The 26,098-nt window shown below is 43.1% G+C and carries 10 protein-coding genes; 6 read left to right on the top strand and 4 right to left on the bottom strand.

Annotated elements, in window-relative coordinates; all coding sequences use genetic code 11:
• The 4 genes from JKG64_RS11700 (at position 1) to JKG64_RS11685 (ending at position 8,075) form a co-directional block, all read left to right on the top strand.
• On the top strand, positions 1-1,557 hold the full coding sequence (locus JKG64_RS11700; RefSeq protein WP_210354493.1) for a S10 family peptidase: 1,557 nt from the start codon (positions 1-3) through the stop codon (positions 1,555-1,557).
• On the top strand, positions 1,535-3,967 hold the full coding sequence (locus tag JKG64_RS11695; protein WP_246512576.1) for an alpha/beta hydrolase family protein: 2,433 nt from the start codon (positions 1,535-1,537) through the stop codon (positions 3,965-3,967). Before JKG64_RS11700 ends, JKG64_RS11695 begins: the two co-directional genes overlap by 23 nt.
• Positions 3,967-6,660, top strand: a complete 2,694-nt coding sequence (locus JKG64_RS11690) for a M14 family metallopeptidase (protein ID WP_210354492.1) — start codon at positions 3,967-3,969, stop codon at positions 6,658-6,660. The genes JKG64_RS11695 and JKG64_RS11690 overlap by 1 nt, the downstream gene beginning before the upstream one ends.
• A gap of 230 nt (positions 6,661-6,890) precedes the next feature.
• A complete protein-coding gene (locus tag JKG64_RS11685) occupies positions 6,891-8,075 on the top strand; it encodes a DUF418 domain-containing protein (RefSeq protein WP_210354491.1) in 1,185 nt (394 codons plus the stop codon).
• A 7-nt stretch (positions 8,076-8,082) separates the two neighbouring features.
• Here the strand turns inward: JKG64_RS11685 and JKG64_RS11680 are convergent, their stop codons facing one another.
• Positions 8,083-8,823 carry an AAA family ATPase gene (locus JKG64_RS11680; protein ID WP_210354490.1) on the bottom strand — a complete coding sequence of 247 codons (741 nt, stop codon included), beginning with the start codon at positions 8,821-8,823 and terminating at the stop codon, positions 8,083-8,085.
• Between the two features lie 261 nt (positions 8,824-9,084).
• On the opposite strand from JKG64_RS11680, the gene JKG64_RS11675 reads away from it, so the two are divergent.
• The gene (locus tag JKG64_RS11675) at positions 9,085-9,501 is read left to right on the top strand and encodes a hypothetical protein (RefSeq protein ID WP_210354489.1); all 417 of its coding nucleotides are present in this window, start codon (positions 9,085-9,087) and stop codon (positions 9,499-9,501) included.
• A 117-nt stretch (positions 9,502-9,618) separates the two neighbouring features.
• Entirely contained in the window at positions 9,619-10,272 is a 654-nt protein-coding gene (locus JKG64_RS11670; RefSeq protein WP_210354488.1) for a sigma-70 family RNA polymerase sigma factor, read from the top strand.
• Between the two features lie 90 nt (positions 10,273-10,362).
• Here the strand turns inward: JKG64_RS11670 and JKG64_RS11665 are convergent, their stop codons facing one another.
• Genes JKG64_RS11665 through JKG64_RS11655 form a run of 3 tightly spaced genes read right to left on the bottom strand, consistent with a single transcriptional unit; the run spans position 10,363 to position 25,894 of the window.
• Positions 10,363-12,312, bottom strand: coding sequence for an OmpA family protein (locus JKG64_RS11665; protein ID WP_210354487.1), 1,950 nt, complete (start codon positions 12,310-12,312; stop codon positions 10,363-10,365).
• Positions 12,313-12,330: 18 nt separating this feature from the next.
• The gene (locus JKG64_RS11660) at positions 12,331-13,341 is read right to left on the bottom strand and encodes a PorP/SprF family type IX secretion system membrane protein (protein WP_210354486.1); all 1,011 of its coding nucleotides are present in this window, start codon (positions 13,339-13,341) and stop codon (positions 12,331-12,333) included.
• A gap of 25 nt (positions 13,342-13,366) precedes the next feature.
• On the bottom strand, positions 13,367-25,894 hold the full coding sequence (locus tag JKG64_RS11655; protein WP_210354485.1) for an Ig-like domain-containing protein: 12,528 nt from the start codon (positions 25,892-25,894) through the stop codon (positions 13,367-13,369).
• Between the last annotated feature and the right edge of the window lie 204 nt (positions 25,895-26,098).

Here is a 26,098-nt window from a genome sequence, read left to right as displayed (position 1 = left end):
ATGGTTAAACAACTCTTCTATAGCATAGCCTTCTTGCTTGCTCCCATCACGATATGGGCGCAGGCAGGGAGCCTAGGCCCTACTATACCTAGAGGGCCTGCCTACCATAAATCTGGAAAAGTGGCAGCACCATCTGTTGACACGCCGATTATAGAATCCAATTCTCCAATAATTCCGCATATCGTCGAAACCAAGCACCGTGCTAAACTGCGAAGCGGCACATTGGACTATACCGCTCAGGCGGGCTATGTCCAACTAAAGGATGAAGATGGTAATGCAAAAGGAAATGTGTTTTTTATCGCTTATATCGCCACCGGCAAAAAAGCGGCAGATCGCCCATTGACATTCGCCTTCAATGGGGGGCCTGGTTCGGCTTCCGTATGGGTCAACCTCGGATTTATGGGTCCTAAGCGTCCTGCGCTGACAGATGCCGGCGATGCGGTCTATCCATATAGCTATACCGACAATCCAGAGACATGGCTCGACAAAACGGATCTGGTATTTATCGACCCGATCTCTACGGGCTATAGCCGAGCGGTAACCGGAGAAGACCCCAAGCAGTTTCACGGATTCGTGGAGGATGTACAGTCTGTGGCTGATTTCATCCGGCTCTATGTCACTAAAAACGAACGCTGGTCTTCCAAAAAATACATTATGGGTGAGAGCTACGGCACACCACGGGCAGCCGGGCTGGTGCAATACCTGCAATCGCGCTACACGCTATTCTTTGATGGGGTCATTATGTTAAGCTCTATACTGAATATGCAGACCGCACGTTTTGAAATAGGCAATGATGTCCCTTACCCGCTATTTCTACCGACCTATACGGCTACGGCATTTTACCATAAACAGCTTGCTCCTGAACTGCAGCAGAACCTGAGGAAGACATTGGATGAAGTCGAACAATTTGCTAATACGGAATACCTGCTGGCGTTGAATAAAGGCTCTGACCTCAGTACAGAAGAGTATGAGCATATCGCTAAAAAACTGGCCTACTATACCGGCTTGTCCATCTCCTATATCCGCTCTACCAACCTTCGTATCAACATCCATAAATTCTGCAAGGAACTACGCCGGGACGAAGGCCTTACAGTAGGCCGTTTGGATAGCCGTGCCATAGGAAGAGACTATGATGATAGTGGACAACAGGTCGAGTTCGATCCGGCAGGCAATACAGCGGGCACATTCTCGGCTGCTATAAATCACCATATACGCACGGAGCTCGGTTTTAAGAATAACCTGCCTTACGATTTTTCGGGTGCCGTCCATCCCTGGAACTATAATAACGTACAAAATAAGTATCTTAACAGCTCGGAACTGTTAAGGCAGGCTATGTCAAAGAACCCGGACCTCAAGGTATGGGTTATTGCAGGCTATTATGATCTGGCTACTCCCTACCACGCGGCAGAATATGTGGTCAAGCATATGAATCTACGCCCGGAGCAACAAGCCAAGACTTCCTTTACTTATTACGAAGCCGGCCATATGGTCTATATGCCAAAAGAATGTATGATACAACTAAATAATGATGCTGATGAATTTTACAAGAAGAACTAAGTGGGTGAGGTTAGCTACGCGCCTGACTCTAATTACGAGCTCCTGGATGCTGGCTACCACGGCCCTTGCCCAGGAACAGATTCCTTATAAACTACCTCCGCAAAGTATCGTGGACCTCGTCGACGCTCCGCAAATACCGGACATAAAGATAAGTAGTGATGGCGCGTGGATGCTCATTCTGGAAGCTCCCGGTTTTGAGACTATCGTAGAAGCATCACAGCCGGTATTGGGTATTGCAGGATTGCGCATCAACCCGATAACCTACACCACTGTAGGCGAGAATTCAGGCAAATATAAATCAATAAGCGTACGTGATATCAAAACGGGAAGAGAATTCACACTGAGTGGGCTTCCAAACGATTTACAACTAGCCGATATCAGCTGGTCCCCTTCCAACAACTCTTTTGCATTTCTTAATAAAACTATAAAGCATACGGAACTTTGGATAGCGGATCTGCAGACTCAGAAGGCACACAGGCTGATGGAACAGGTCAATGATAGTTTTGGTAAGACTTTCCAATGGAAAAATGAAAACACACTATTGGTACAGCGGGTTGCCTTTGCTGACCAAAAAGTACCCGAAGCGAATCCTGTTCCCATCGGACCGATCGTCCAGCAAAACCTGGGCGGTATCACGCCCTCCCGTACCTATCAAAATCTATTGGGCAATGCGCATGATGAAGACCTCATGGGCTATTACCTGAGCTCTTCATTAATCGAAATCGACCGGAACGGACAGATTAAGGAAACGGGAATTTCGGGAATCCTAAATGATGCCAGTTATTCGCCGGATGGAAAGTATATGTTGGTAGAGAAAATTGTAAAACCGTACTCTTACCTAGTTCCGATACAGCTCTTTCCTGTTGAGGTCGCTGTAATAAACCTTACGGACAATAGCAGTAAAACGATACACACCATCCCTTTGGGCGACAATCTGCCTATCAGCTTTGATGCGGTGATCGCCGGTCCGCGCAACTTTTCCTGGCGTAAGGACAAGGAGGCAACCTTATTATGGACGGTAGCACAGGATGGTGGCAACCCAAACCAAAACAGAGAGTTCCGTGATGAGCTACTCCAGGCCAATGCACCATTTGAAGTCAATCAAGCCACAAAGCTCTATATCAGTAAATATAGAATCCGTCAGGTTTCATGGAGCACAGGCTTTGGTATTATAGAAGAGAATTGGCGCAAAGACCGCACATCGCAATTGACGGTAATGGATTCCAAGACAAACAAAGTACTTCGTGTATTGGCCAATCGTAAATCGGAAGATACGTATAGTGATCCAGGGAAATTTCTATTTAATGACAAAGGAATGTTACGCGGCGATAGCAAAGGGAATATATACACCCAGGGGCTCGGTGCTTCGCCTGAAGGAGACCGTCCGTTTGTAATGCGCTGGAATATACATACCAGCAAACAGGATACCTTATACAAATCGAAAAGAAACCACTATGAAGAACCTTTGTTCTATGATGATAAAGGCATCGTATATGTGTTTAGAGAATCGTCAACGGCTTCGCCCAATGTATATGCGATCACACTGAAATCGAAAGCGGAGGCTCAGTTGACCCATTTCTCAGATCCATATCCAAGTCTTCAAAATGTAGAGAAAAAACTTTTATCCTACCCGCGCAAGGATGGTTTGAACCTATCCGCGACCCTATATCTACCTGAAGGGTTCAAAAAAGGCGATGCTCCCCTACCGGTGTTGATATGGGCGTATCCGCGTGAATTTAAAACAAGGGCCGCTGCAGGACAGGTCAAAGGTTCGCCGCACCGCTACCCGCGACTGGCATTCCGCTCGCCTGTATTCTGGGTGACCAGAGGCTATGCGGTACTCGACCAAGCTGATATGCCGATTGTGGGAGAGGGAAGCAATGAACCCAATGATACATTTATCCAACAGATTGAGGACAATGCAAAAGCATTGATCGACTACGTCGTGGATCTAGGGGTAGCCGATAGAAATCGTATCGGTGTAGGTGGTCACTCCTATGGCGCATTCATGACGGCCAATCTATTGGCACATACCGACCTCTTTGCAGCAGGTATCGCCCGAAGCGGAGCATACAACCGCACGTTGACTCCCTTTGGATTCCAAGGTGAGGCTCGTACGTACTGGCAGGCCAAAGAGGTGTATGACCAGATGTCTCCATTTACCTATGCTCCGAATATCAAACGCCCGTTGCTGATGACACACGGTATGGATGATGAAAATTCGGGCACTTTCCCGATACAGAGTGAGCGCCTTTATGCGGCGATCAAGGGGCATGGCGGTATTGTACGCCTTGTGCTGCTACCCAAAGAATTTCATGGCTACCGTAGCCGAGAAGGTGTATTGCATACCTTTTGGGAACAGGATCAATGGTTAGAGAACTATGTTAAAAACAGAAAGGACACGAAATAATGGCAGTTAGAACTATTTTAATCTGGTTTTTAGCGCTGAGCATAGGAGGTGTTCAGGCACAGCAAATAAGTACCCCAAAATCTCATTTTGGGTTTAACATAGGCGACGATTATCAAATAGCGAACTATAAGATGATGGAAAGCTATTTTCTGAAAGTTGCCGCAGAATCCAACCGGGTATTAATCGAGAAAGCCGGGCTGTCCGAAGAAGGACGCCAACAGTACCTTCTGGTGATTTCTTCGCCCGAGAACCTCGCCCATGTTGACAAATACCGTAAAATATCCCAATCACTGGGCCGCGCCGAAGGAATAAACGAACAGCAAGCGAAGCAGTTGGCTAAGGACGGTAAACCTATCGTCTGGATCGATGGCGGGATGCACTCGAACGAGACCGTAGGTTCGCATCAAATGATCGAGACGCTATATCAACTGGCATCAAGTAATGATGCCGAGATATTAAACTATCTGGATAAAGTCGTTATCCTGATGTGGCATGTCAATCCGGATGGACAGGACCTACTGGCCGATTGGTATATGCAGTATCCGAATCCTAAGGATAGAAATATGTCAATCCCTACCCTATATCAAAAATATGTAGGGCATGACAATAACCGGGATTTCTTCATGTACAATATGAAGGAAGCCAGCAACCTGGCAAAGGTTATGTATGTAGACTGGCTACCCCAGATTGTGTACAACCACCACCAGACTTCTCCAGATGGAACCGTCGTCGCTGGCCCTCCATACCGCGATCCTTTCAATCATGTATATGATCCGCTATTGGTTACAGGAATTGATGGTGTAGGCTTTGCGATGATCAACCGATTGAATGAAGAGGATAAACCGGGCTATGTACGTATGGACCAATCTACATTTTCTACCTGGTGGAACGGTGGACTGCGGACTGCTCCATACTTCCACAATATGATCGGTATATTGACCGAAACAACCGGTAGCCCTACTCCCTCTACGATACCTCTGGTAGCCGAACGTCAGATTCCGAGAAATGGACTACCCAATCCTATATCTCCACAGAAATGGCATTTCAAACAATCTATAGACTATTCGGTATCTATGAATATGGCCATCCTGGACTATGCATCACGGAATGGCGATAAGTTGCTTTATAACTTCTATAAGATGGGAAAAAATTCGATAGACCGAGGTAATGAGGATCATTGGACTCCTTATCCCCGTTATATCGATCTCTTAAAGACGGCTTATGAAAAGGACCTTAAAGCGGGCAAGATCGTGGAAGATGCGACTTCTTTCTACCGTTCAAAACGTATTCCGGCTTCCTATTTCGATAGCTTATACCGCACACCGGAACATCGGGATCCGCGGGTATATATCATCTCTGCGGGACAGGCCGATTTTGGTACAGCTGTAAAATTTGTCAATGCACTGATTAAATCTGGTGTCTATGTCTATCAGGCGACAGAACAGTTTAGCATACAAGGTAAGCAGTACCCTAAACATTCCATAATCGTGAAGACAAACCAGGCATTCCGCCCTCAGGTGATCGATATGTTTGAACCACAGGACCACCCACACGACACGGAATATGAAGGTGGCCCTCCGGTACGCCCTTACGATGCAGCGGGCTGGACGCTAGGTTTACAGATGGGGGTACAGTATGATCGCTTTTACGAAGAGATAACCGGTCCTTTTGAGCGCAAACCTCATGGTGTAGCATTGGTGGCTACGACAGAGCAACTTCCTAGCAGTAAAGGTGGCTACCTGATAAACGGTAAGGCCAATGATGCATTTCTAGTGGTCAACAAATTAATTGCAGCTGGCTTAAAACCACAGCGCGACCTGGATTCTAAAGATTTCTATATTGATGCCAAACAACAGAAACTACTACAGCAGGCTATTCAGAATCTAGGCTTACAAGTACAGGCGGTAGACAAACAGCCTAAACGTATGGCTCCGGTCAAAGCCCTGAAGATCGGTTTGTTCGATCACTACGGAGGGTCTATGCCTTCGGGATGGGCACGCTGGATATTGGAACAATACGGCTTCAACTATGAACTGTTCTATCCGCAGAATATAGATAATGGCGATCTGAAAAAATATGATGTCGTACTCTTTGTAGGACAGGGTATTCCGGGACGGAATGAGCAAAGTACGAAGTTCAGACTTCCGGAAGCAAACCTGGTTCCTCAGGAGTTAAATCATTTGATGGGACAGGTCAGTCTCGAAAAATCTATTCCTCAGTTGAAACAATATGTTGAGAATGGAGGACGGATAGTGACTATAGGGAGCTCGGCAGACTTGGTTTACCACTTTAATCTGCCCGTAACGGATCCTTTGACAAAAGCAGGAAAGGACAACAAACCTGCTCGCCTATCCAGTTCGGAATACTATATCCCGACAAGTATCTTACGCGCGAGCCTGGATGTGTCCCGTGCAGAAAATGCGGGATTGGACGAGAACGTTAATATTGTCTTCAATAATAGTCCCGTATTCCAATTTGAAAACAGCTCGACGCTGTATTCATTGGGGCACTTTAGCAATAAAACTCCCCTATTGAGCGGATGGGCGCATGGGCAAGAGTACCTTGATGGCACCCATATTGGACTGTCAGCAATAATCGGAAAAGGAAAACTTATTGCCTTTGGACCGGAAGTTACGAATAGAGCACAAAGTCACGCTACATTCAAACTCTTGTTCAATCAGCTATACAACTAGACCCTACTTAACTTACCTCTGAAAGACCCCAGTAGTTTCATACTATTGGGGTTTATTTTTTATATCCTTCTACAGGCTTAAGTCATCGTCGGTTCATAACGCCTCTTTGATGTTTCAGAAATAACTTTGTACAGTTGAAGTACTATTTCGGCCTGATGATCATACTGTTTATTTACTTTTACTCCGAAGAATGGATAAATACATAATTTTTTAGAATTGGTCTCACAATAATGAATGCTAACATAAAAGAACTGAATCTTCCTAAAAAAGCGCAACGTATAAACGAAATAGATATCATCAGCGGGCTAGCTTTAGTTGGATTATTGTTAGTGAACATTGGCTTATTTTCCTTTCCATCATTACATAGCAGTCGATTTACCCTATGGACAGAGACGTGGCAGCATTGGAGTATGAAGCTGATCCATTTCTTTGCCGGAGGAAAGTTTCTAGCGATATTCTCCTTTCTTTTTGGACTGGGTTTTAGCATTTTTATGAGAAATGCCAGACTGAAAACAGATCAGCCGATGCGATTATTCGCCAAAAGGCTGTTGTTTTTATTAGCAATAGGATTGCTGCACAGCTATTTCATATGGTATGGAGATACACTTGTGACCTATAGTTTGCTAGGTGTAGTTTTAGCCTTCTTTTGGCACTCCACCCCAAATCAATTACTGCAATGGTCCTTTTTTCTACTAGTCTCTCCGATTATTATCTTTCTCGTAGGCTCCCTTTTACTAGGGGCTAGCTTTTTTGCCGGACAAAATGATGGACATCACACGGGTATCATCACACAGCTTACAAACATCTATGGACAGGGCAGTATAAAAGCTATATTTGAACAAAACCGGATTGACCTTGGTACAATTAGGATCGTATACCTCTTGATATCTCCTCAAATCCTAGCGATGTTTTTATTAGGTGCTTATGCTGGCGCCACCCGGATTTTCGAAAATCTATTGCAAAATGCGGAAACATTACGGGAGATACAGATTGGGGCACTCATTATCGGATTGCCGGTGGCAGTGGCCAGTACATTGTATCTTGACCAACCCGCAGATAGTTTTCATTACAATATGACCCAGCTATTTGGCACGTACATCGCAGATCCCTGCATTGGGATATTCTATATCAGCTCAGTCCTTATTTTACTACAAAAGAATAGATGGCAGAAAATACTAGGACCTTTTTCCGCTCTTGGACGTATGGCTCTGACCAACTATATTATGCAATCGGTAATCTGCACAACGATCATGTACAGCTATGGCTGTCGTCAATATGGACAGATGTCGCCATCGGACGGCTTCATTCTGGTAATAGGAATCAGCTCTTTCCAACTGCTCTTCAGCAATATATGGTTGAGATATTTTAAACAGGGACCGCTAGAGTACGCATGGCGGTACCTGACTTACAAATAAAGGGGAATTAGGCCTCCAACGCTTCGTCACGCAACAGCGCTTCTCCATTTTCTAACTGTTCGATCAAGTTGTATTTAGCTTGCGTAAATGCATAATCCTTAGCTTCGGCAAACGATATACTGTACTTGCGTTGCACACCGTCTGCGATATCTCCAGGTAGTTTATCCATCAGGGAATCATAGTACTGGTCAAGAACAACAGTCGATGGCAAGGTATACTCGATCTGCAACTGAAAACGCCTAAGAATAGCCTGATCGATAACTTCGATATGATTGGTTGCACAGATCAATAGCGCCTTTTCAGGATAATAGTCAATGAGTTGTATCAGTGTATTCACAAGGCGACGAATCTCGCCAACGTCCTTGTCCTCACTCATCCTAGACTTTCCGATCTGATCGAATTCATCCAGAAAAAGAACCGCTTGGTCACGTCCCGCCTTGTCGAATATCTGTTTGAGGTGCTGCGAGGTTTCTCCGATCTTGGCACTGATTACATTGCTAAGATTCAGAATATAGATAGGCTTATTTAACGCACTTGCCAACGCTTTGGCTGTACTCGTCTTTCCACATCCAGATGCTCCATGTAAAAGGATCTTATTATTCACCGGTAGTCCATAGCCCTGCAACACATCCAGATACTTGTGTTCTTTCAATAGATGATCCAACTGCATCCGGCTTTCGTCAGCAAGAATCATATCATCTAAAGCAATGGCTTCCTTTTTGGTAATTAATAAATCTGCGATGTTCATTGTACGATAACTATTTTTCTGTTGCAAAGGTACGAACTTTAAGAAGTTTGTACAGCATTTACAAAGTTGAAGAATAGTTCCAACCTACTGCTACTCCAGTATCGGATTTAATTTACTGGTCCAGTTAAAAAAACTGTAACCTTTTGCCCTCTCACCTACTCTATGTAAATAGATCCCTCCATAGTGGCTTTTGGGCGCTCATGGAACAGGTATTTAAATAAGGTTATGGTATAAACATTCAAAACAGGAAAGAACAGAATTATGCTACAGGTCAATAACGATTTATCTAAGGCGATGCCGGCTGCACCGCCATACAATACGGTGTTGATATCCCTTGGAACAGGCATCTCCCCGGACGTCAGTATCAGAGAAATCTTGGAATATTTTCAAAAACTAGGGAGAACAGCGAGAAACACAGACTTTATCCATACCTCTTCTTTAAAACTTAAGGCACTGAACCACTCCCTGAGTGCGGCTTTCCTCCTTCATACGGGGCTGTGTCAAACCCGACTGACCGAAAAACTAAAACAGCTGGAGTCCAGACTGAACAGTATAGATCTAAATATCATTACCTTTAATAAAGTCATCATCGAAGAGTCTAAAGTCATTGAATCTCCGGCACTATTAGATTTTATCAAACAACTGCAACCGGAACTATTTGCTTGGCGCAGGCCATAGGATTTCCTCATCTTAGATTTCCTTACTTTTCAGGTTAAATATGTACATATTTAGCAAGGTATTTCTTATGATTTTATGTAGGTTTGAAAGACATAAAATCTACATAAAAGTTATACTATGGAACAATTCAACGACCTCCCCGAGGTTGAACTTATCGACCGTATACTAGCCGGCGACACCCGACTTTATGAACAGATCGTAAGGCGATTCAACCCCTACCTCTACAAAATAGGGAGATCCTACAACTACAACCATGAAGATACACAGGACCTGATGCAGGACAGTTTTGTCGATGCTTTTAAAGGGCTTGATACTTTTGAGGGGCGCGCTCAATTCAAATCCTGGATCATGCGTATCATGCTGAACAACTGCTACCGGAGACGCGAAAAATGGAGCTTCAAAAACGAGACGAGTATGGATATCGATGATGCATCACAGCCAATGTTCAACCATTCTAACCCGGACTCCCATAGCATCTTACAGCAACGGGAACTCCGCCGTGTGATCGAAGAAGCCCTGTCACGCCTGCCTCTGGAATACCGTATGGTTTTCTCTTTACGTGAAATCAATGGCCTTGATGTGGCTGAAACAGCTCAGGTACTGAACATCAGCGAAAGTAATGTCAAAGTAAGACTCAATCGGGCAAAGGACAAATTGCGCCGTGAAATTGAGAAAAGCTATACGCCCTCAGATTTATTTGAATTTAATCTTATCTATTGCAATAAGGTAGTTGATAAGGTATTTGCGGCTATTGGTAGCCTATCCCATTAAAAAATGGAAGCGGTATAATCGGGGAGAGAATACCGCATTCCGCATCTACCATTATAATCATACGGAATGTATGATAAAAAACTGAGCATTTTAATAAGCAATCACTTCGACTTCCGTCCTTCTGTTTGCTTGGTGTTCGTCCGGTGTACAATCTACTCCATCTGCACATTTGTTGACCAATCTCGACTCGCCGTAGCCTTTAGCCACTAAACGGTCTCGTTCGATCCCTTTTCCCACAATATAATCCACAGCTGCCTGTGCACGTCTTTGGGATAGTCTTTCATTGTACTTCTTCGCCCCACGGCTATCCGTATGGCTTGACAGCTCAATTTTTAGCGTCGAATTATTACGCATCGTCGCTACTAACTTGTCTAAAATCAGCGCCGCATCCGGACGGATTTTAGATTGGTCAAAATCGTAATATATATTTTCTAACACAAATTTTTCGCCAACTTTATTTACAGGTTGCAAATTTAGTGTTAAATATATGGTTGTATCTTGTCGAGGATACACCGCATTGAAGGAAGCACTATCTGCCATATATCCCTCACGCTCTCCGTAAACCCTGTAAGCCAACCCTTTATCAATATCAAAATAAATTTCACCTTTGTTGTCCGTACTTCCGCGGGCGATAACTTTATTTTCTTCATAGAGCATTACAACCGCCCGATCTAGAATTTCTCCGGTCTTTTTATCCTTTACGACAGTAAGAAGTTCAATATTTAACCTAGGTTTTGTCAAAGAAAAGGAATAAATATCGTCAGATCCTACTCCTCCTGCACGATTTGAAGAGAGATATCCCATCGTATGCATAGCATCATCCATACTGGTCACAAAGGCAAAGTCGTCCGAAGCAGAGTTGACCGGATATCCCATATTAACGGGGACGGTAAACGTAGACTTCGCGCCTGTTGCTTTAAAAATATCCAAACCTCCCATGCCGATATGTCCGGTACTCGAAAAATAAAATTCATCGCCTTCTACCGAAGGAAACATTTCGTCTCCACTTGTATTGATCTGGCTTCCGGCATTCTTGGGAGCCCCCCAAGAACCATCCTGCTGTAATTCACAATACCAAATATCAACACCTCCCTGTCCTCCGGGCATATCTGATGCAAAGTAAAGAATTTTTTCGTCTTTATTCAACGCTGCATGGCCCAAAGCATACTCTTTTACATTATTATATGGAAAATCTTCTTCTGTCCAGGTCTCACCATTCTTTCTGTAGATTTTAAGTTCTAGGTTTTGCTTCTTCCAGCGTTGCGAATGTGCTTTGTATTTCTGTGCATCCTTACCAGCGTAAGTACGTGTCACGAATAACACATCATTTGCCAGATTGACCGCTACAGGTCCCACATGATAAGGCGAATTATTGAAAGACTCGGTCATCAGATTGGGATAGTGCAACGAACCATCTATGCGACGTTCTGCCGAATAGACTCTCAGGTAAGACTGTCCTGTCATCCCACTTTTATCCTGTAGTATACTATTCGGTTCGGTAGCATACAAGGCGCCATTGGCGGTAGGTGTAAGACCGAACTCCGCCAAAGCGGTATTGATGGCCTGTTCATTATTGATCTGGTGCTTGGTCGGATGTTGCATCCAATAGGCGGCAGAATCGGCGCCGACGATAGCACGTTCTACCTCTGGACTAGCCCCATACTTACCAATATATGCCCTGTACTGTTCCTTAGCCTCAGGGTATTTGCCTTGTTGCTTCAGCACCTCGGCATACTTGAGGTGTGCCTCCTGGCTGGCATCTTGGAGTACGACCACCCGTGAAAACCAGTTTTCGGCAAGGTCATAACGTTTAATATAATAGTAACTTTCTGCCAGTCGCTCTAAGTCTTCGGTTTTGGGTTTCTTTTTATCCAAGACCAACTGCTCATAAGACTGTGCCGCATTTGCGTACTCCATGCGCAAGAACTCCTGTTCTGCCCTAGCTCTCCTACCCGGTTGCTCCTGTGCCTGAATATGTTGGAAGTTAAGCGCCAAAAGCATTGCTAAAGCACCTATTCCTTTATAATATTTTCTTTCCATATAGCTCACAATTAATAGTTAGAAATATCGAGGGCTCATCACCTGTCTTCCTGTTCGTCCAAAGGTAACGCCCAATGTTACTTCATGTGTTCCATTCTGCATACCGCTCATTCTATTAAGCATGTGATCGTAAGAATAGCCTATTCTGAATTTCGGTGAAACGTAAAACTGCGCAATACCGCTCATCGAATTTAATGCACTGAGTTTGGCTGCAGATTTTGAAACATAATCCCTATCGAATATTTTCGCTCTTGTTCTATAACTGGCACCTATCCAAAACTTTTCATTAAAGATAAACATCGCGTTGACATCCAAAGACGTTGGCCCCTTGAAATCATCCTTGATCAGGATACTTGGGCGCAACATCAATCCCCGATCCAACTCGACCAACATCCCGGCTATGAAATAGCCGTGGATACTTCTATAGAGACTCTCTAGGGAGTTTAAGTTGAATTGAAAATCCTCTCCACTCTTACTATTGGTGAACAAATCGTGTACCGCCACACCTGCGTACCACTTAGGGTTACTATAGTATACCCCTAGTCGCACGTCTGGGCGCCAGGTCGAAATCTTACCTTCGGGCACAGCTTGGTCACCTTGATCATGGAACTTCAATTTATTACCATCCAAACTATATTGTGTTGCTCCTGCTGCAATTCCTAAAGCCAAGCGGTGCTCATCTGACCGGTCCAGCTGTAGACGCAATGCATAGTTGGCGTAGGCACTCATCGCACCCTGCGCCCCAAGTTGATCTCCAGTAATCTGCAAACCCACACCATGCCGCTTATCGTCGTCGATCACTCCATCTATGGATATCGTCCCCGTCTTCGGTGCGCCATCCCATCCGGACCATTGACTGCGAAGCCCCATCTGTCCAAACCACTCCTCTTTATACCCGGTATAGGCTGGGTTTACGCTGATCGAATTGAATATATATTGTGTAAACTGAATATTCTGTTGGCCGTAGCTCTTCATTCCGAGAAGAGCCATGGTCAACACTAATGCACTTTTTATTCCGTATCGTTTCATAACACGTATTTCTTAATTATTTCAATTAATTTGACTTGATCGTCACCCATCCCTTTTGTACTTCTGACTTACCGCCTTTCACCAGCTCCAATACATAGAAGTATGTACCTTCGCTCAATCCGGCTCCAGACCAATCATTATTGTACTTATTGCTCTTATACACCTCATTACCCCAACGGTTGACGATAGTCAGTACTACTCTGTCATAAAGCTCTAGGCCATTGATCCGGAACTCATCATTCTTACCATCGCCATTCGGGGTGATGATATTTGGAATATCCAGGTCATTGTTCATAACAGCTACACGTACAGTCGCTGTATTACTCCATCTGCCTTTGATATCTTTCACACGATAAGTAAAGGTATCTTCACCAATCTTGTCGCGAGAAGAGATATAGGTAACTTTACCGTCTATCCCCACAGTTGTAGTCGCTCCTACCGAAGAAGATACAACCTCTAGAGACGTCGGGTTAATATCCCATTTGGTCACGATATCATTAGCCAATACATCAATCTCTACTGCTACAGCAGTTTTTGTTTCAGCAACATCATCTACCGCTTGGATCAATGGATAAACCACTGGTACCTCCGGTGTATCATCTTTATCGTCTTCTGGATCTGTTCCCGGTTCTTTACCTGGTCCCCAAACGGAGATGCCGTTAGTAATTTTCTCAGGAGCTTCATCATCCACCTTAGCGGTGATCTTCACGATAATTGTACCGCCGACTGTTAATTTAGCCGTAGTTTTTACCGTAGCATTATTACCTGTACCTGATATTGTAGCATTACTACCAACTATCTCATACTTTTCTATGCTCACACCATCGCCAGGACGTTCTACCAATTTGATATCTTTGCCTATCTCCATTACAGACGGTCCATTGTTGGTTATCGTCACTGTGAATGTCGTAGACTCTCCGGCTTTTACCTTACTCTCATCTGCTACTTTTTCTATGGTCAATTTGTAATCACGATCTACAGGAACCGGAGGCGTGTCATCCGTATCATCCTCAGGATCTGTACCAGGGTCCTTATCTGGGCCCCATACCGTGATACCATTGGTAATCGTCGAAGGTGCATCTGCGTCTACTTTAGCGGTTACTTTTACCACTATAGTCTGTCCTTTTGCAATCTTCGCTGTTGTAGTAACCACTGCATTATTAGCTGTTCCGCTAACAGTTGCGTTGGTACCTACTATTTCATATTTATCGATGGTTACACCTTCACCAGGACGTTCTGTCAGCTGGATTTTTTTGCCTACATCGATAGTAGATGGACCATCATTTGTAATAGTCAATGTAAAGGTAGTATTTTCTCCGGCTTTTACTCGTGTCTGATCTGCCTTTTTCACAATACTCAGATTCGATTCCCGATCTACCGGCACTTCTGGTGTATCATCCTTATCATCCTCAGGGTCAGTACCAGGATCCTTATCTGGTCCCCATACTTTGATACCGTTTGTGATAGTCGATGGTGCATCCGCCCCTACTGCTGCTGTTACTTTTACAATGATTGTACCTCCTACTGTGATCTCACTATTGGTAGTTACGGTAGCTGTATTTCCAGTACCCGCTGCGATAGCATTACCTGAAGTTACAGCGTATCCAGTGATTGTTAATCCTGTACTTGGTATCTCGCCAAGGGTGATTACTTTACCCGCCTCAATCTTAGCAGGGCCATTATTGGTGATCGTCACTGTAAAGCTTGTATTTGTACCTGCTTTGACACGTGTTTGATCAGCTACTTTCGCTATTAATAAATTATTCGCAATAACAAATTTCGCCGTAGCTGGACTACCGTTGATAGATTTAGCATCTACCTGTGCATCTACTGTAACTGTTCCTGGTTTTGTCGAAGTCGTCTTGATAACAGCCTGACCAGCCGCATCAGTAGTGATTGTTCGTTGTTCCTTAGTGCCATCAGGATTTGTGATATTAAATACGACCTCCTTGTTCGCAATAGGATTTTTGAACGCATCCATGATCGTAGCCGTGAACTCGTTATAGTCAACACCGTCAGCGATAGCTCCGTCTTTTGTGACCTTCAGATTCGAATTAGCGTAATCGACGGCTCCCGCTACGAACGTTGCCTCTGCAGGGCTGTCTTTGATAGACTTAGCATCTACCTGTGCATCGACAATAACCTTACCCGCTTTCGTAGAAGTCGTCGGAATAACTGCCTTACCAGCTGCATCTGTTTTGACTGTTCGTAGTTCCGTAGTGCCATCAGGATTTGTAATATTAAATACGACATCCTTGTTCGCAATAGGATTCTCGAACGCATCCATGATTGTAGCCGTGAACTCATTATAGTCAACACCGTCAGCAACTGCATTGTCTTTTGTAACCTTCAGATTCGAATTAGCGTAATCTACTGCGCCCGCTACGAAAGTTGCATCTGCAGGGCTGTCTTTGATAGACTTAGCATCTACCTGTGCATCAACAGTAACTATACCCGATTTCGTAGACCTAGTCTCGATTACAGCCTGACCAACTGCATCAGTAGTGATTGTTCGTTGTTCCTTAGTGCCATCAGGATTTGTGATATTAAATACGACCTCCTTGTTCGCAATAGGATTTTTGAACGCATCCATGATCGTAGCCGTGAACTCGTTATAGTCAACACCGTCAGCGATAGCTCCGTCTTTTGTGACCTTCAGATTCGAATTAGCGTAATCGACGGCTCCCGCTACGAACGTTGCCTCTGCAGGGCTGTCTTTGATAGACTTAGCATCTACCTGTGCATCGACAATAACCTTACCCGCTTTCGTAGAAGTCGTCGGAATAACTGCCTTACCAGCTGCATCTGTTTTGACTGTTCGTAGTTCCGTAGTGCCATCAGGATTTGTAATATTAAATACGACATCCTTGTTCGCAATAGGATTCTCGAACGCATCCATGATTGTAGCCGTGAACTCATTATAGTCAACACCGTCAGCAACTGCATTGTCTTTTGTGACCTTCAAATTCGAATTAGCGTAATCTACTGCGCCCGCTACGAAAGTTGCATCTGCAGGGCTGTCTTTGATAGACTTAGCATCTACCTGTGCATCAACAGTAACTATACCCGATTTCGTAGACCTAGTCTCGATCACAGCCTGACCAACTGCATCAGTAGTGATTGTTCGTTGTTCCGTAGTGCCATCAGGATTTGTAATACTGAATACTACATCCTTGTTCGCAATAGGATTCTCGAACGCGTCCATGATCGTAGCTGTGAACTCGTTATAGTCAACACCGTCAGCGATAGCTCCGTCTTTTGTGACCTTCAGATTCGAATTAGCGTAATCTACTGCTCCTGCCACGAACGTAACTAATGCCGGACTTCCCACGGTGATCGCAGTACCATTAGCCGTAGCCGTGATACTTGCCGTACCGATCTTCTCACTGGTCAATGTCAATTCAAACTGACCGTTAGCATCTGAAGTGCCCGTCAACGCGGATGGCTGAGCCTCTGGCAAGCCTGCGACAGTATATGCTACTGCGGCGTTAGCAACCGGATTACTGAACGCATCCATTAAGTTGACGACAACTTTATTCTTAGATATACCATCCGCTGTAGCATTGTTATCTACAACCTGGATATTTGATTTATTGAAGTTGATAGCTCCTGCCACGAATGTAACTAATGCCGGACTTCCCACGGTGATCGCAGTACCATTAGCCGTAGCCGTGATACTTGCCGTACCGATTTTCTCACTGGTCAATGTCAATTCGAACTGACCATTTGCATCCGAAGTGCCCGTCAATGCGGATGGCTGAGCCTCTGGCAAACCTGCTACAGTATATGCTACCGTGATACCCGCAATAGGCATATCAAACTTATCGCGTATCTGTGCTTCGACCGTATTCATATCCGAACCATTTGCAACGGCTGTACCTTTTTTAACTACAAGTTTCGAATTATCATAATCAACCTCTTGGGCTTTGATATTTAATACAATTTCACCTGTATAGGCATCACATCCTTTATCAGAAGTTAATAAAGCTCTGAATTTGACTTGAGAACCAGCCGGTTTTAATGGTACATCGTATGTAAATGTTTTCGCTGTACTAGCTACAGTGTAATCATCCCACGTACCATTTTCATTAATTTCCCATTTTGCTATAGTTGTAGTCGCATCTGTTGCAACCTCTACCTTCAATTTGTCATATGGGGCCAATGTAATTGCAGTTTGTTCCAGATCATTGAGCTTGACAGTCGAAACTGGTGATGGTAACAAAGTCAATAAGACTTCTTGGGCTTCGCCAAAGTTACAACCGTAGCGTTTTTGTTGTACCAATAAAGTATACTCACCTGCTGTCAACCCGCTAGGTAATTTAAATCCTCCTGAGGTTCCTTGGACAGGATCCAACAGCTGACCATTGTAAGACACCTCGTAAGTAACGCAGGATTGCGGTATAGTTAAGTTCAACGACTCACTAGGACATAACTCAATTTTACCGTCTACCACGGGATTAGCAATTTCAATCTTTGGTGTGCGCTTAATATAATATACATTCAAGAATTCAAGTGCATTCACGAGCCCCCGTAAAGAAATTTTCACTCGATCGTATGGTAAATCATCTTGAGGATCTACTATAATCCTTCCGTCATTGTTTCCTGAAAGTAATACCAATTTCAGCAAGTTTCCATTAGAACTCAATGCTGAACCTACAGGTGTAGTACCGTGATAACGTTGCACCGTCATCCCGCTCAACAAACTCAACTGTAGTATCTGATTCGGATTCGACACTCTAATTTCCAGCTTATCTCCTGGAAGACTGACAGATCTAAAGGCTGCAGTCAATTGAGCTTCAGCTAAAACACCTACCCCACTATATAATTGGGCATAATTAGTTGGATCTGAGTCAACGACATTCCAAGCATCCCTTACTCCTACTGTGGCAGTAAGCGCTGCTAAACCCAAATCATGTGTGCCGGATAAAACGTCTATAATCTCCGGTTGGTTACAATCTAACTGAGAAACTGATTCATTAATATAGGCTCCATAAATATTGAAGGTTTTTGCAGCGGACAATAACGCACCATAAATAATACGTACCTCATCATAATCCTGAGGCCCACTGGAGTTTGCTGGCACAAATGTGTACTCGTAAGAACTTTCACCATCGATCAAACTCAATAGCTTACCACCCACAGGCTGAATGACACCAATATCACTTCCATTCCGTCTACCAACAATGGATAGCCCATCTCCCAATCCTAATAATCCGCCACCTGGACCAACCTTAATGGTTACAGGAGTACCTTTATCAACTTTAGCATCAAATTTCAAATCTTGATATGTTGTACCCAGCCCCAATGCCACAGCTGTAACATATAATTTAGAATATGTTCTCGGATTGCCATCAACTGCATTGCCAGCATCAGTAACTCCATTCAATCCAGGTAGTGTGCTCACCCATTTCTGTGAAGAAGCATAATGTCTTTTATAGATTGGAGGACAGCCATTACTGTCAAAAACTGTAATAATTACCGTTGTTGACGCCATACATCCGCTCACATTATTATTGGCAACGATTGTATATGTATATACACCTGCCAAGTTAAAGGTAACCGGCAAAAGTGGATCAATCACCGTTCCTTTTTCATCATACCAGGTATAGGTGACATCGGCATCGGGATTCGAAATTGTAGGCAATGCAACAGAGCTACCCAAGGCTACTGTCATTTGAGTCTCTCCATTCAATGTAATTACCGGAAGTGGGTTAACTGTGATGACCGTAGGTACAGAAGGTAAACTTTCGCAACCTGTTACTGCATCAACTATCACCAAGGTATAGCTTCCAGATTGATTAACCGTAATTGTCTCTGCTGTCAAAGTATTACCGGCCTCATCCAACAACAGTACTCCATCTCTATACCACTTGTTATTAGTAGCGCTATTAGAAGTCAGAATAATATTTTCTCCCGCACAAATTGACGAAGAAGATGGGCTTATTAATGCAACAGGCTTCCGGTTGACTACAACTTCCACTGCTGTCGAAGCGTCGCTTGTACAGCCATCTCCATTTACAGCCCTAACTGTATATTTTCCGGCATCTGATAATGCTCCAAGAAGAGTCAATGTACCAGTTGTCTCGACTAGAGGATCTTCCTCTCCAACTTTCGACCAGACATAAGTCACACCACCTGTAGCTGTCAATGTTACTTGTTCACCTTCACAAACAGTGGCTGAACTCGGTGTAATCGTTGGCGTAGCCGGTAAAGCATTCACGATAATCGATATCTTTGCAGGTGGGTTGTCGAAACAGAACCCTGCTCCTTCAACAACAGCATAATATGTAATATCGCCAACTGTAGTAGGAGTAATCACCACAGATGCCCCAGCTCCTAAAGAACCACTTACGACTCCTGTAGTTTCATTATAATCACGGTACCATTTGATCATACTTGGGGCTACGTTCGCAACACCAGTTATGGCACCTTCTAAGGTAATTGCCCCCCCAATACATACACTTGGTGCAGAAGATATCAATATCAAATTCCCTGCTACAACTGGTGTACAATCCGTTAACATTGTATGCGTCTTCGTGTCAGTGACAAGTGCATTGCTAGCTGTAACAGTATTATCAATAGAAGGTACTGTAACGTTATCTATCGTGCCCACTTTGACAACAAAACTATAAGTCTCTGTCTGACCAACCTCCAAAGTCGGTATGGTAAAAGTTAAATTTGTTCCATTAGCAGTGAAAACACCATTATTTACAGAAGTTGTATTTGCTGGAATAGTGGTTGCCAAATCTAGAGCCACTAAATCCTGATTGCCAGTATTTGTTACGGTAACTGTATAAGTTATTTGATCATCACTAGCAGCCATGCTAGAAACAGCTCCGTTGCTAACACCTGCTAATGTTAAATCAATATTATTTACCGGAGTTACCGAAGTCACAGTACCCGCTGGTTTAGTCACATCCGGTTCGTTCGGATTACCTACTTGAGAAGGATAACTTTCCTGCTCAGTCGTAATCTCCGTACTAGTTACTTTCGCAATATTTTTAATTTCGCTAACATTTGTAAGATTTTGATTCACCTTGACTTTAAAGGTATAACCTATAGATGTGGCTCCCACCTTCAATGTCGTAATGGTGAATGGCAAACTACCAGAAACCAAAGTCGTACCTGCTGGCAAAGGATCGTTAATAACCACATTGGTCAAATCCTTATTACCTGTATTGCGTACATAAATCGTATACTCGATTGTTTCTCCACCTTTCACCGAAGTGATAGCAGCATCACCATTTACTATCGCTGTTTTCCAAGATACTAAAGCAAATTCATCACCTACCGGAATCTCCGTCGGATCACCCGGATCTTTAGTTGGATCAGGACCAACAGTAGGATTCGTTGGATCAGCCGGTGTAGTCTCTATAGGCGTTCCTCCAGTTGTTGTAACTGTAGCTACATTGCTAATAGATGTAATTCCCGTCAAATCACTTTTGACCGTTACTTGGAAAGTAACAGACTCTGTTGCTCCTACTGCAATATCTAATGCAGGGAAGTTTACAGAACTTCCTGCAGCTAGGGTTGTCCCTGCTGGGACTGCTTCTGTAACCTTAACCTCAGTTAAAGCTTGGTTACCTGTATTTTTTATATATATTGTATAATCTATAGTCTCACCGCCCGAAACAGAAGTTACGGTAGCGCCAGCTGATTTTGCTACAGCTGCTTTCCACGTCGATATAGATGAAATTTGTTCTACTGGTATATCCGTTCCTTTGTCTCCATCTGTTTTCGGCTCATTTGGATTGGTTGGCGATGGAGGGAATGTTTCTGTACCTGGATCCGTAGCATCTTTCTTAACCAATGCAACGTTGCTAATTTTAGTAACACCCGTTAGATCTGGATTTACAGTAACTTTGAAACTCACAGTCGCAGTAGCACCTGCGGCTACATCAATACCGGTAAAAGTCACGGCACCATTTGCAAACGTACCTCCCGATCCTGCTACATAAGTAGTATTGGCAGGAATAGCATCTGTAACGATATAATCGTTCAGTGCCACAGAACCTGTATTGCGTACATGGATAGTATATTCTACTTCTTCACCACCTTTTACAGTCTTGATATTTGCATTACCATTTACCGCAAATGACTTCCAGGCGGTAAACATAGGTGCCTTACAATCTTTCTCGATTGAATACACATGTAATGTTGGAAGTGCAGACACACCTACAACAGCTCTCAATCCTACAGTGATACGATCGAACTCAACACCCGGTGCAAAAGGAATAACGTCCTTTGCACCATTATTTAGTATATCTAACACGTTCAATCCATTGATCAACGCACTTTGAACATCCAATGTTTTCACAGGAGTAACACCTTTATAGGCAATGATTTCCAATCCACCTATGAGGTTGGCATCTAAAGCTCCTGATCCATATTGTAATTTAATATTAACAACTTCATTAGCCAATGCTGTTTTACGGAAGTCAAAAATCTGTTTTACTGACGTACCCACCGCAACAGTTCCTAAACTAATCTCGGAGTAATTGGTCGTATTGGCATCTATTGCATGATTAGCATTCGTGACTCCACTACCTGCTAAACCAGCTGCATCTAAGGAAAGGCCTTTAGCATCATATGAAGTGGTGAATACCGGTTGACAGTCTGTCAACGGATTGTCTACACATGCACCATATACATTCATAGAATTAGGTTTAGCTAACAAACCTAACGCAGCATTTGTATGATCTGTAATACGAAGAGAATTGTATGGTTTGTCTGGAGTTATCGCTATATAATAACGTCCAAGAGCGTCCTGAACAATCCGTATCCTATCATTATTAGAGCCAAAGTTATTGTTACTTGCTCCTTGAAGAACTATACCAGAAGCATCTTTGGCCTGTACCGAGAAGTAATGATTGCCCAATACTAGGTTATTAACAACCTCGGCCAATGCACCACCTATACTACCACCCAATAAGTGATTCAACAAACCATTGTCAAAATCGACACGAATGTATGCTGTCTTATTTGCAGGTATAACTTCACCAAAACCAAGCTCTACAAAGCCTTCATACTTATTACCCAAACCTAACAATAGTCCTGCCCCGGATTTTAACGTTGCATAGCTATCAAAATCATTATCAAACAAATTATTAATATCTTCCGCATTAGAAGCATCTACAATTGATGTTACACAAACTGGGTTCTCGAAAGGAGAAGGTGTGGTGGTTTCAGGGCATCCGGCACCTATACGTTTCACCTCGTAAAGGCGAATTGAAGGAGTCAACGCTACGTTTAACAGTGAAACTGCAACCACATCCACACGATCATATGGCACGTTCGTTTCAAAGGTCAGGGTCTGCACACCACCAGATCTGAATAAATTTAATAAATTCAGGTTATTAATCAGTCCTTGCTCTAAGATAAATGTCTCGGCAACTGCACTTCCGTTGTAAGTAACAATTTTGTAACGCCCTGCCAAATCTATTGCTACTAAACTAGCTGGATCCATCTGTAGACGTACTTTCAGTTGATCTCCAGCTGTAGAAAGCTTGTTGAAATAGATACGTTGTGCAACCTCCGCTGCGACAGCTACAGTACCGGTACTAATTTCTGAATAATCAGATGAGTTACCGCTGATTGCATGATCTGCATCTTTCACACCAGCAGCTTCCAACAATCCTAAATTCACCCCAGTAACATCAAAAGAAGTAAATTGAGCTGGCAGACAATTGTCTGTTCCAATTTCTCTACAAGCCTCAAAGATTTTCATTGTCGCACCATCTTTCGTAGTTCCGACTAATGCCGGGAAGTGCTCTGTGATTTTAATATTCTTATAAGCCTGATTAGGTGTGATGGCTATATAATAACGTCCAATATTGTCCTGGACAATGCGTAAGTCACCACCTGTGGTTCCAACAAAAGCATTTGCACTTGAGCCAGTTAGCACCGTAGTTCCTCCTGTTTCTGTTTTAGCCTCTACTGTAAAATAATGATCACCCAGCACTAGACCACCAACGGCTCCTACTAAATTACCTAATGTACCGCTCAACAGACGATCCAAGATATTATCTTCCATGTCTATACGCACATAAGTAGTTTTATTAGCAGTGACTCCACCAGCTATTTCATATTCTAAGAATCCAGAATACGCACCAATTCCCAATAGGGATCCACTGCCCGCTGTTAAGGTTGCATAAGATTCATTATTACCATCCGCAGCTAGCCAAGGATAATCCGCATGTTGTGAATCTATAACCTTAGCATCACAAGCAGGTACTTCGAATGGATCATCGGTAGCGTCAGGTAATTCAAAGTCCGGATCTTCACATCCAGAACCTGTGGGGCCAAAACGTTTTACATCATACACCTTCACTGCTGATTCAAAGGCACTGACACCTACCAATCCATTAACTCGAATCTCAATACGATCAAATGCCTTTCCTGGTGCAAACGTAATTGTTTTTTCCTGTCCGCCTAAAAGACCTAAGAGATCTGTACCATTCAATAATCCAGAACTTAGCGTCCTACGATATACTTCGGTATTTCCATTGTAAGCCAAAACTTCATACGCCCCCAGCAGATCTACATTAAGTGTCTTGGAAGCAGCTAAAGCTAATTTTATCTTAAATACAGAATTAGGATCACTTAGCGAATTAAAGTTGATATATTGTGACATAGAGCCTGCAACACTCAACAACCCTAAATTAATTTCAGAAAAAGTTCCGTTATTATCATCAATAGCATTTTGCGCATTGATGACTCCATTATTACCTAATCCCAATAAATCTAGAGTAATACCAGTTCCATCATACGATGTAGAGAAAGCAGGGTCACAAATAGCGTCACTCGCTTCATAACAGATGCTATATACATTCAAGAATTGATTAGGAGCGAGAAGTCCGACTACCGCACTTGTGTTATCTGTTATACGAATATTGGTAAAAGGATTAGTCGATTTTATAGCAATATAATATCTTCCTGCTTTATCTTGTACAATACGAACTTGTCCATTAGCAGTATTAAAATTATTAATACTAGAGGTCTGCAACACTTCATTAGCTCCATTCTTAAGTTGGATATCAAAATAGTGTTCTCCAAGTAACAATCCATTCACCAAACCAGCAACTGTATTTCCCAAAGAGCCAGCTAATAGTGTATTAAGCACTTTTGTATCGTAGTCAATTCGAATGTAAGTGGTTTTGTTAGCTGGAACTCCGGCAAGTGGGAAGTTTACTTCAAGATGACCAGAATGATTACCAAGTCCTAACAAAATCCCTGTGCCCGAACGAATACTAGCATAACTATCAAAATCACCATCTGTAGCAAAAGTGGCATCATCTACGTATTCCGCTGAAACGATATTAGTATTTGCACACATTGGGTTAATCAACGGACTTGGTGCCGGTGGAGGCTCAGGACAAGCAGCGCTTGTACGAGACACACCATATAACCTCAAAGAAGCACCCAAATTAACACTCAATACCCCATCAGTACTTATCTCAATGCGGTCAAAAGGCTGCGTAACGTTGAATGAAGCGGTAATACTATTTCCGTCTTTCAACAACCCCAAAAGGTCTAAGCCTAAAAGTCCACCGCTTAGTGTCTCATTTAAGACTGGCGTAGTACTACTTCCACTAAAAGCTTTTATTCTATACGAGCCAATCAAATTGAGGTTTAACGTAGATGCCGAAATACCAAATCGAATCTTCAGTTTTGAATTAGATTCTGAAAGCTTAGGGAAAAATATGTTCTGAGATACTATGTTCCCTACACCAACTGTTGCAGTTGATATTTCGGAGTAATTGGATGTATTTTCGTCAATTGCAAATTGTGGGTTTTTTACGACGTCTGTTAAATTTAAAGCAATGCCAGAGCTCTCTCCTACTGAAGAATAAAGCGGACCATCACATACTGCCCCATTCAAAATAAACGCATTATACACCCTTGTCTCCAAAGTTGCACCTACATTTAGCCCAAGCACTACTGAAGGTGGATAATTTAACTTAATCCTAACACTATTGTAATTAGTTGTATTTGTTGGAGCTTGGATAATCAAATTATAATCTCCGTTCTTATCGACAACTACGGATCTTAAAACATTTGTATTAATCCGAGTCCCATTACTGCTAGCTGAAGCACCTTGGTATAGATTTACTTCAAATATTTCATTAGCCAACCCCAAAAGTGCACCTACGTCAAGACTAAGCCCACCAGTTACAAATTTAGAGATTTTAACCACTGTAATTGCTTTTGCATCTTGTGGACTCGGATACTTAACTTGTACCCATGGATTCCCTCCTGCGACAGTAATCGGTATTGATCCCAAATTAAGACCCAAAGTTTTAGCCGCAACCATCGTTGCCCAATTGCTATTTGAAGGATCTTTAGCATTTGGAAGATTTTCAACCTTTGCTCCGCCAGTCGCACCAAGCAACCCCTTGTCCTCAATATCAGAACTCGGATCAACGGAAGCATAGGTCGTCTGCCCCCTGGCCCATCCGGGCATCAGCAACAAACTACAATAAGTAACCAGCATAAAAAGGAAGCTTAACGAACGGCTCCGCAATAATCCAGGGGCTTGACTTGCATTTTTCATATATATCAACAACTTGGTATGGACTCTGAGCCCGCGAATCCGCGCACTCAAATACATCATTACAATTTCAACTAGGTAGCATCTATCATATGTAACATGATAAATACATTACAAAACTAAATGTTACTTTTTATTAAAAAAAATTATTCAAACGAAAATTTTAAGTTTATTTTATGAATTTTTATTAATTAAAACAATAATAAA

Source organism: Sphingobacterium tabacisoli, assembly GCF_017908035.1.
Classification (GTDB): domain Bacteria; phylum Bacteroidota; class Bacteroidia; order Sphingobacteriales; family Sphingobacteriaceae; genus Sphingobacterium; species Sphingobacterium tabacisoli.
This window is presented reverse-complemented; position numbering and strand designations above follow the sequence as displayed.

Bases quoted from the DNA above. Each gene is read 5' to 3' on its own strand.
- JKG64_RS11655 (WP_210354485.1), bottom strand. From the start codon at position 25,894: ATGAAAAATGCAAGTCAAGCCCCTGGATTATTGCGGAGCCGTTCGTTA.
- JKG64_RS11670 (WP_210354488.1), top strand. From the start codon at position 9,619: ATGGAACAATTCAACGACCTCCCCGAGGTTGAACTTATCGACCGTATA.
- JKG64_RS11695 (WP_246512576.1), top strand. From the start codon at position 1,535: ATGAATTTTACAAGAAGAACTAAGTGGGTGAGGTTAGCTACGCGCCTG.
- JKG64_RS11700 (WP_210354493.1), top strand. From the start codon at position 1: ATGGTTAAACAACTCTTCTATAGCATAGCCTTCTTGCTTGCTCCCATC.
- JKG64_RS11685 (WP_210354491.1), top strand. From the start codon at position 6,891: ATGAATGCTAACATAAAAGAACTGAATCTTCCTAAAAAAGCGCAACGT.
- JKG64_RS11690 (WP_210354492.1), top strand. From the start codon at position 3,967: ATGGCAGTTAGAACTATTTTAATCTGGTTTTTAGCGCTGAGCATAGGA.
- JKG64_RS11665 (WP_210354487.1), bottom strand. From the start codon at position 12,312: ATGGAAAGAAAATATTATAAAGGAATAGGTGCTTTAGCAATGCTTTTG.
- JKG64_RS11660 (WP_210354486.1), bottom strand. From the start codon at position 13,341: ATGAAACGATACGGAATAAAAAGTGCATTAGTGTTGACCATGGCTCTT.
- JKG64_RS11680 (WP_210354490.1), bottom strand. From the start codon at position 8,823: ATGAACATCGCAGATTTATTAATTACCAAAAAGGAAGCCATTGCTTTA.
- JKG64_RS11675 (WP_210354489.1), top strand. From the start codon at position 9,085: ATGCTACAGGTCAATAACGATTTATCTAAGGCGATGCCGGCTGCACCG.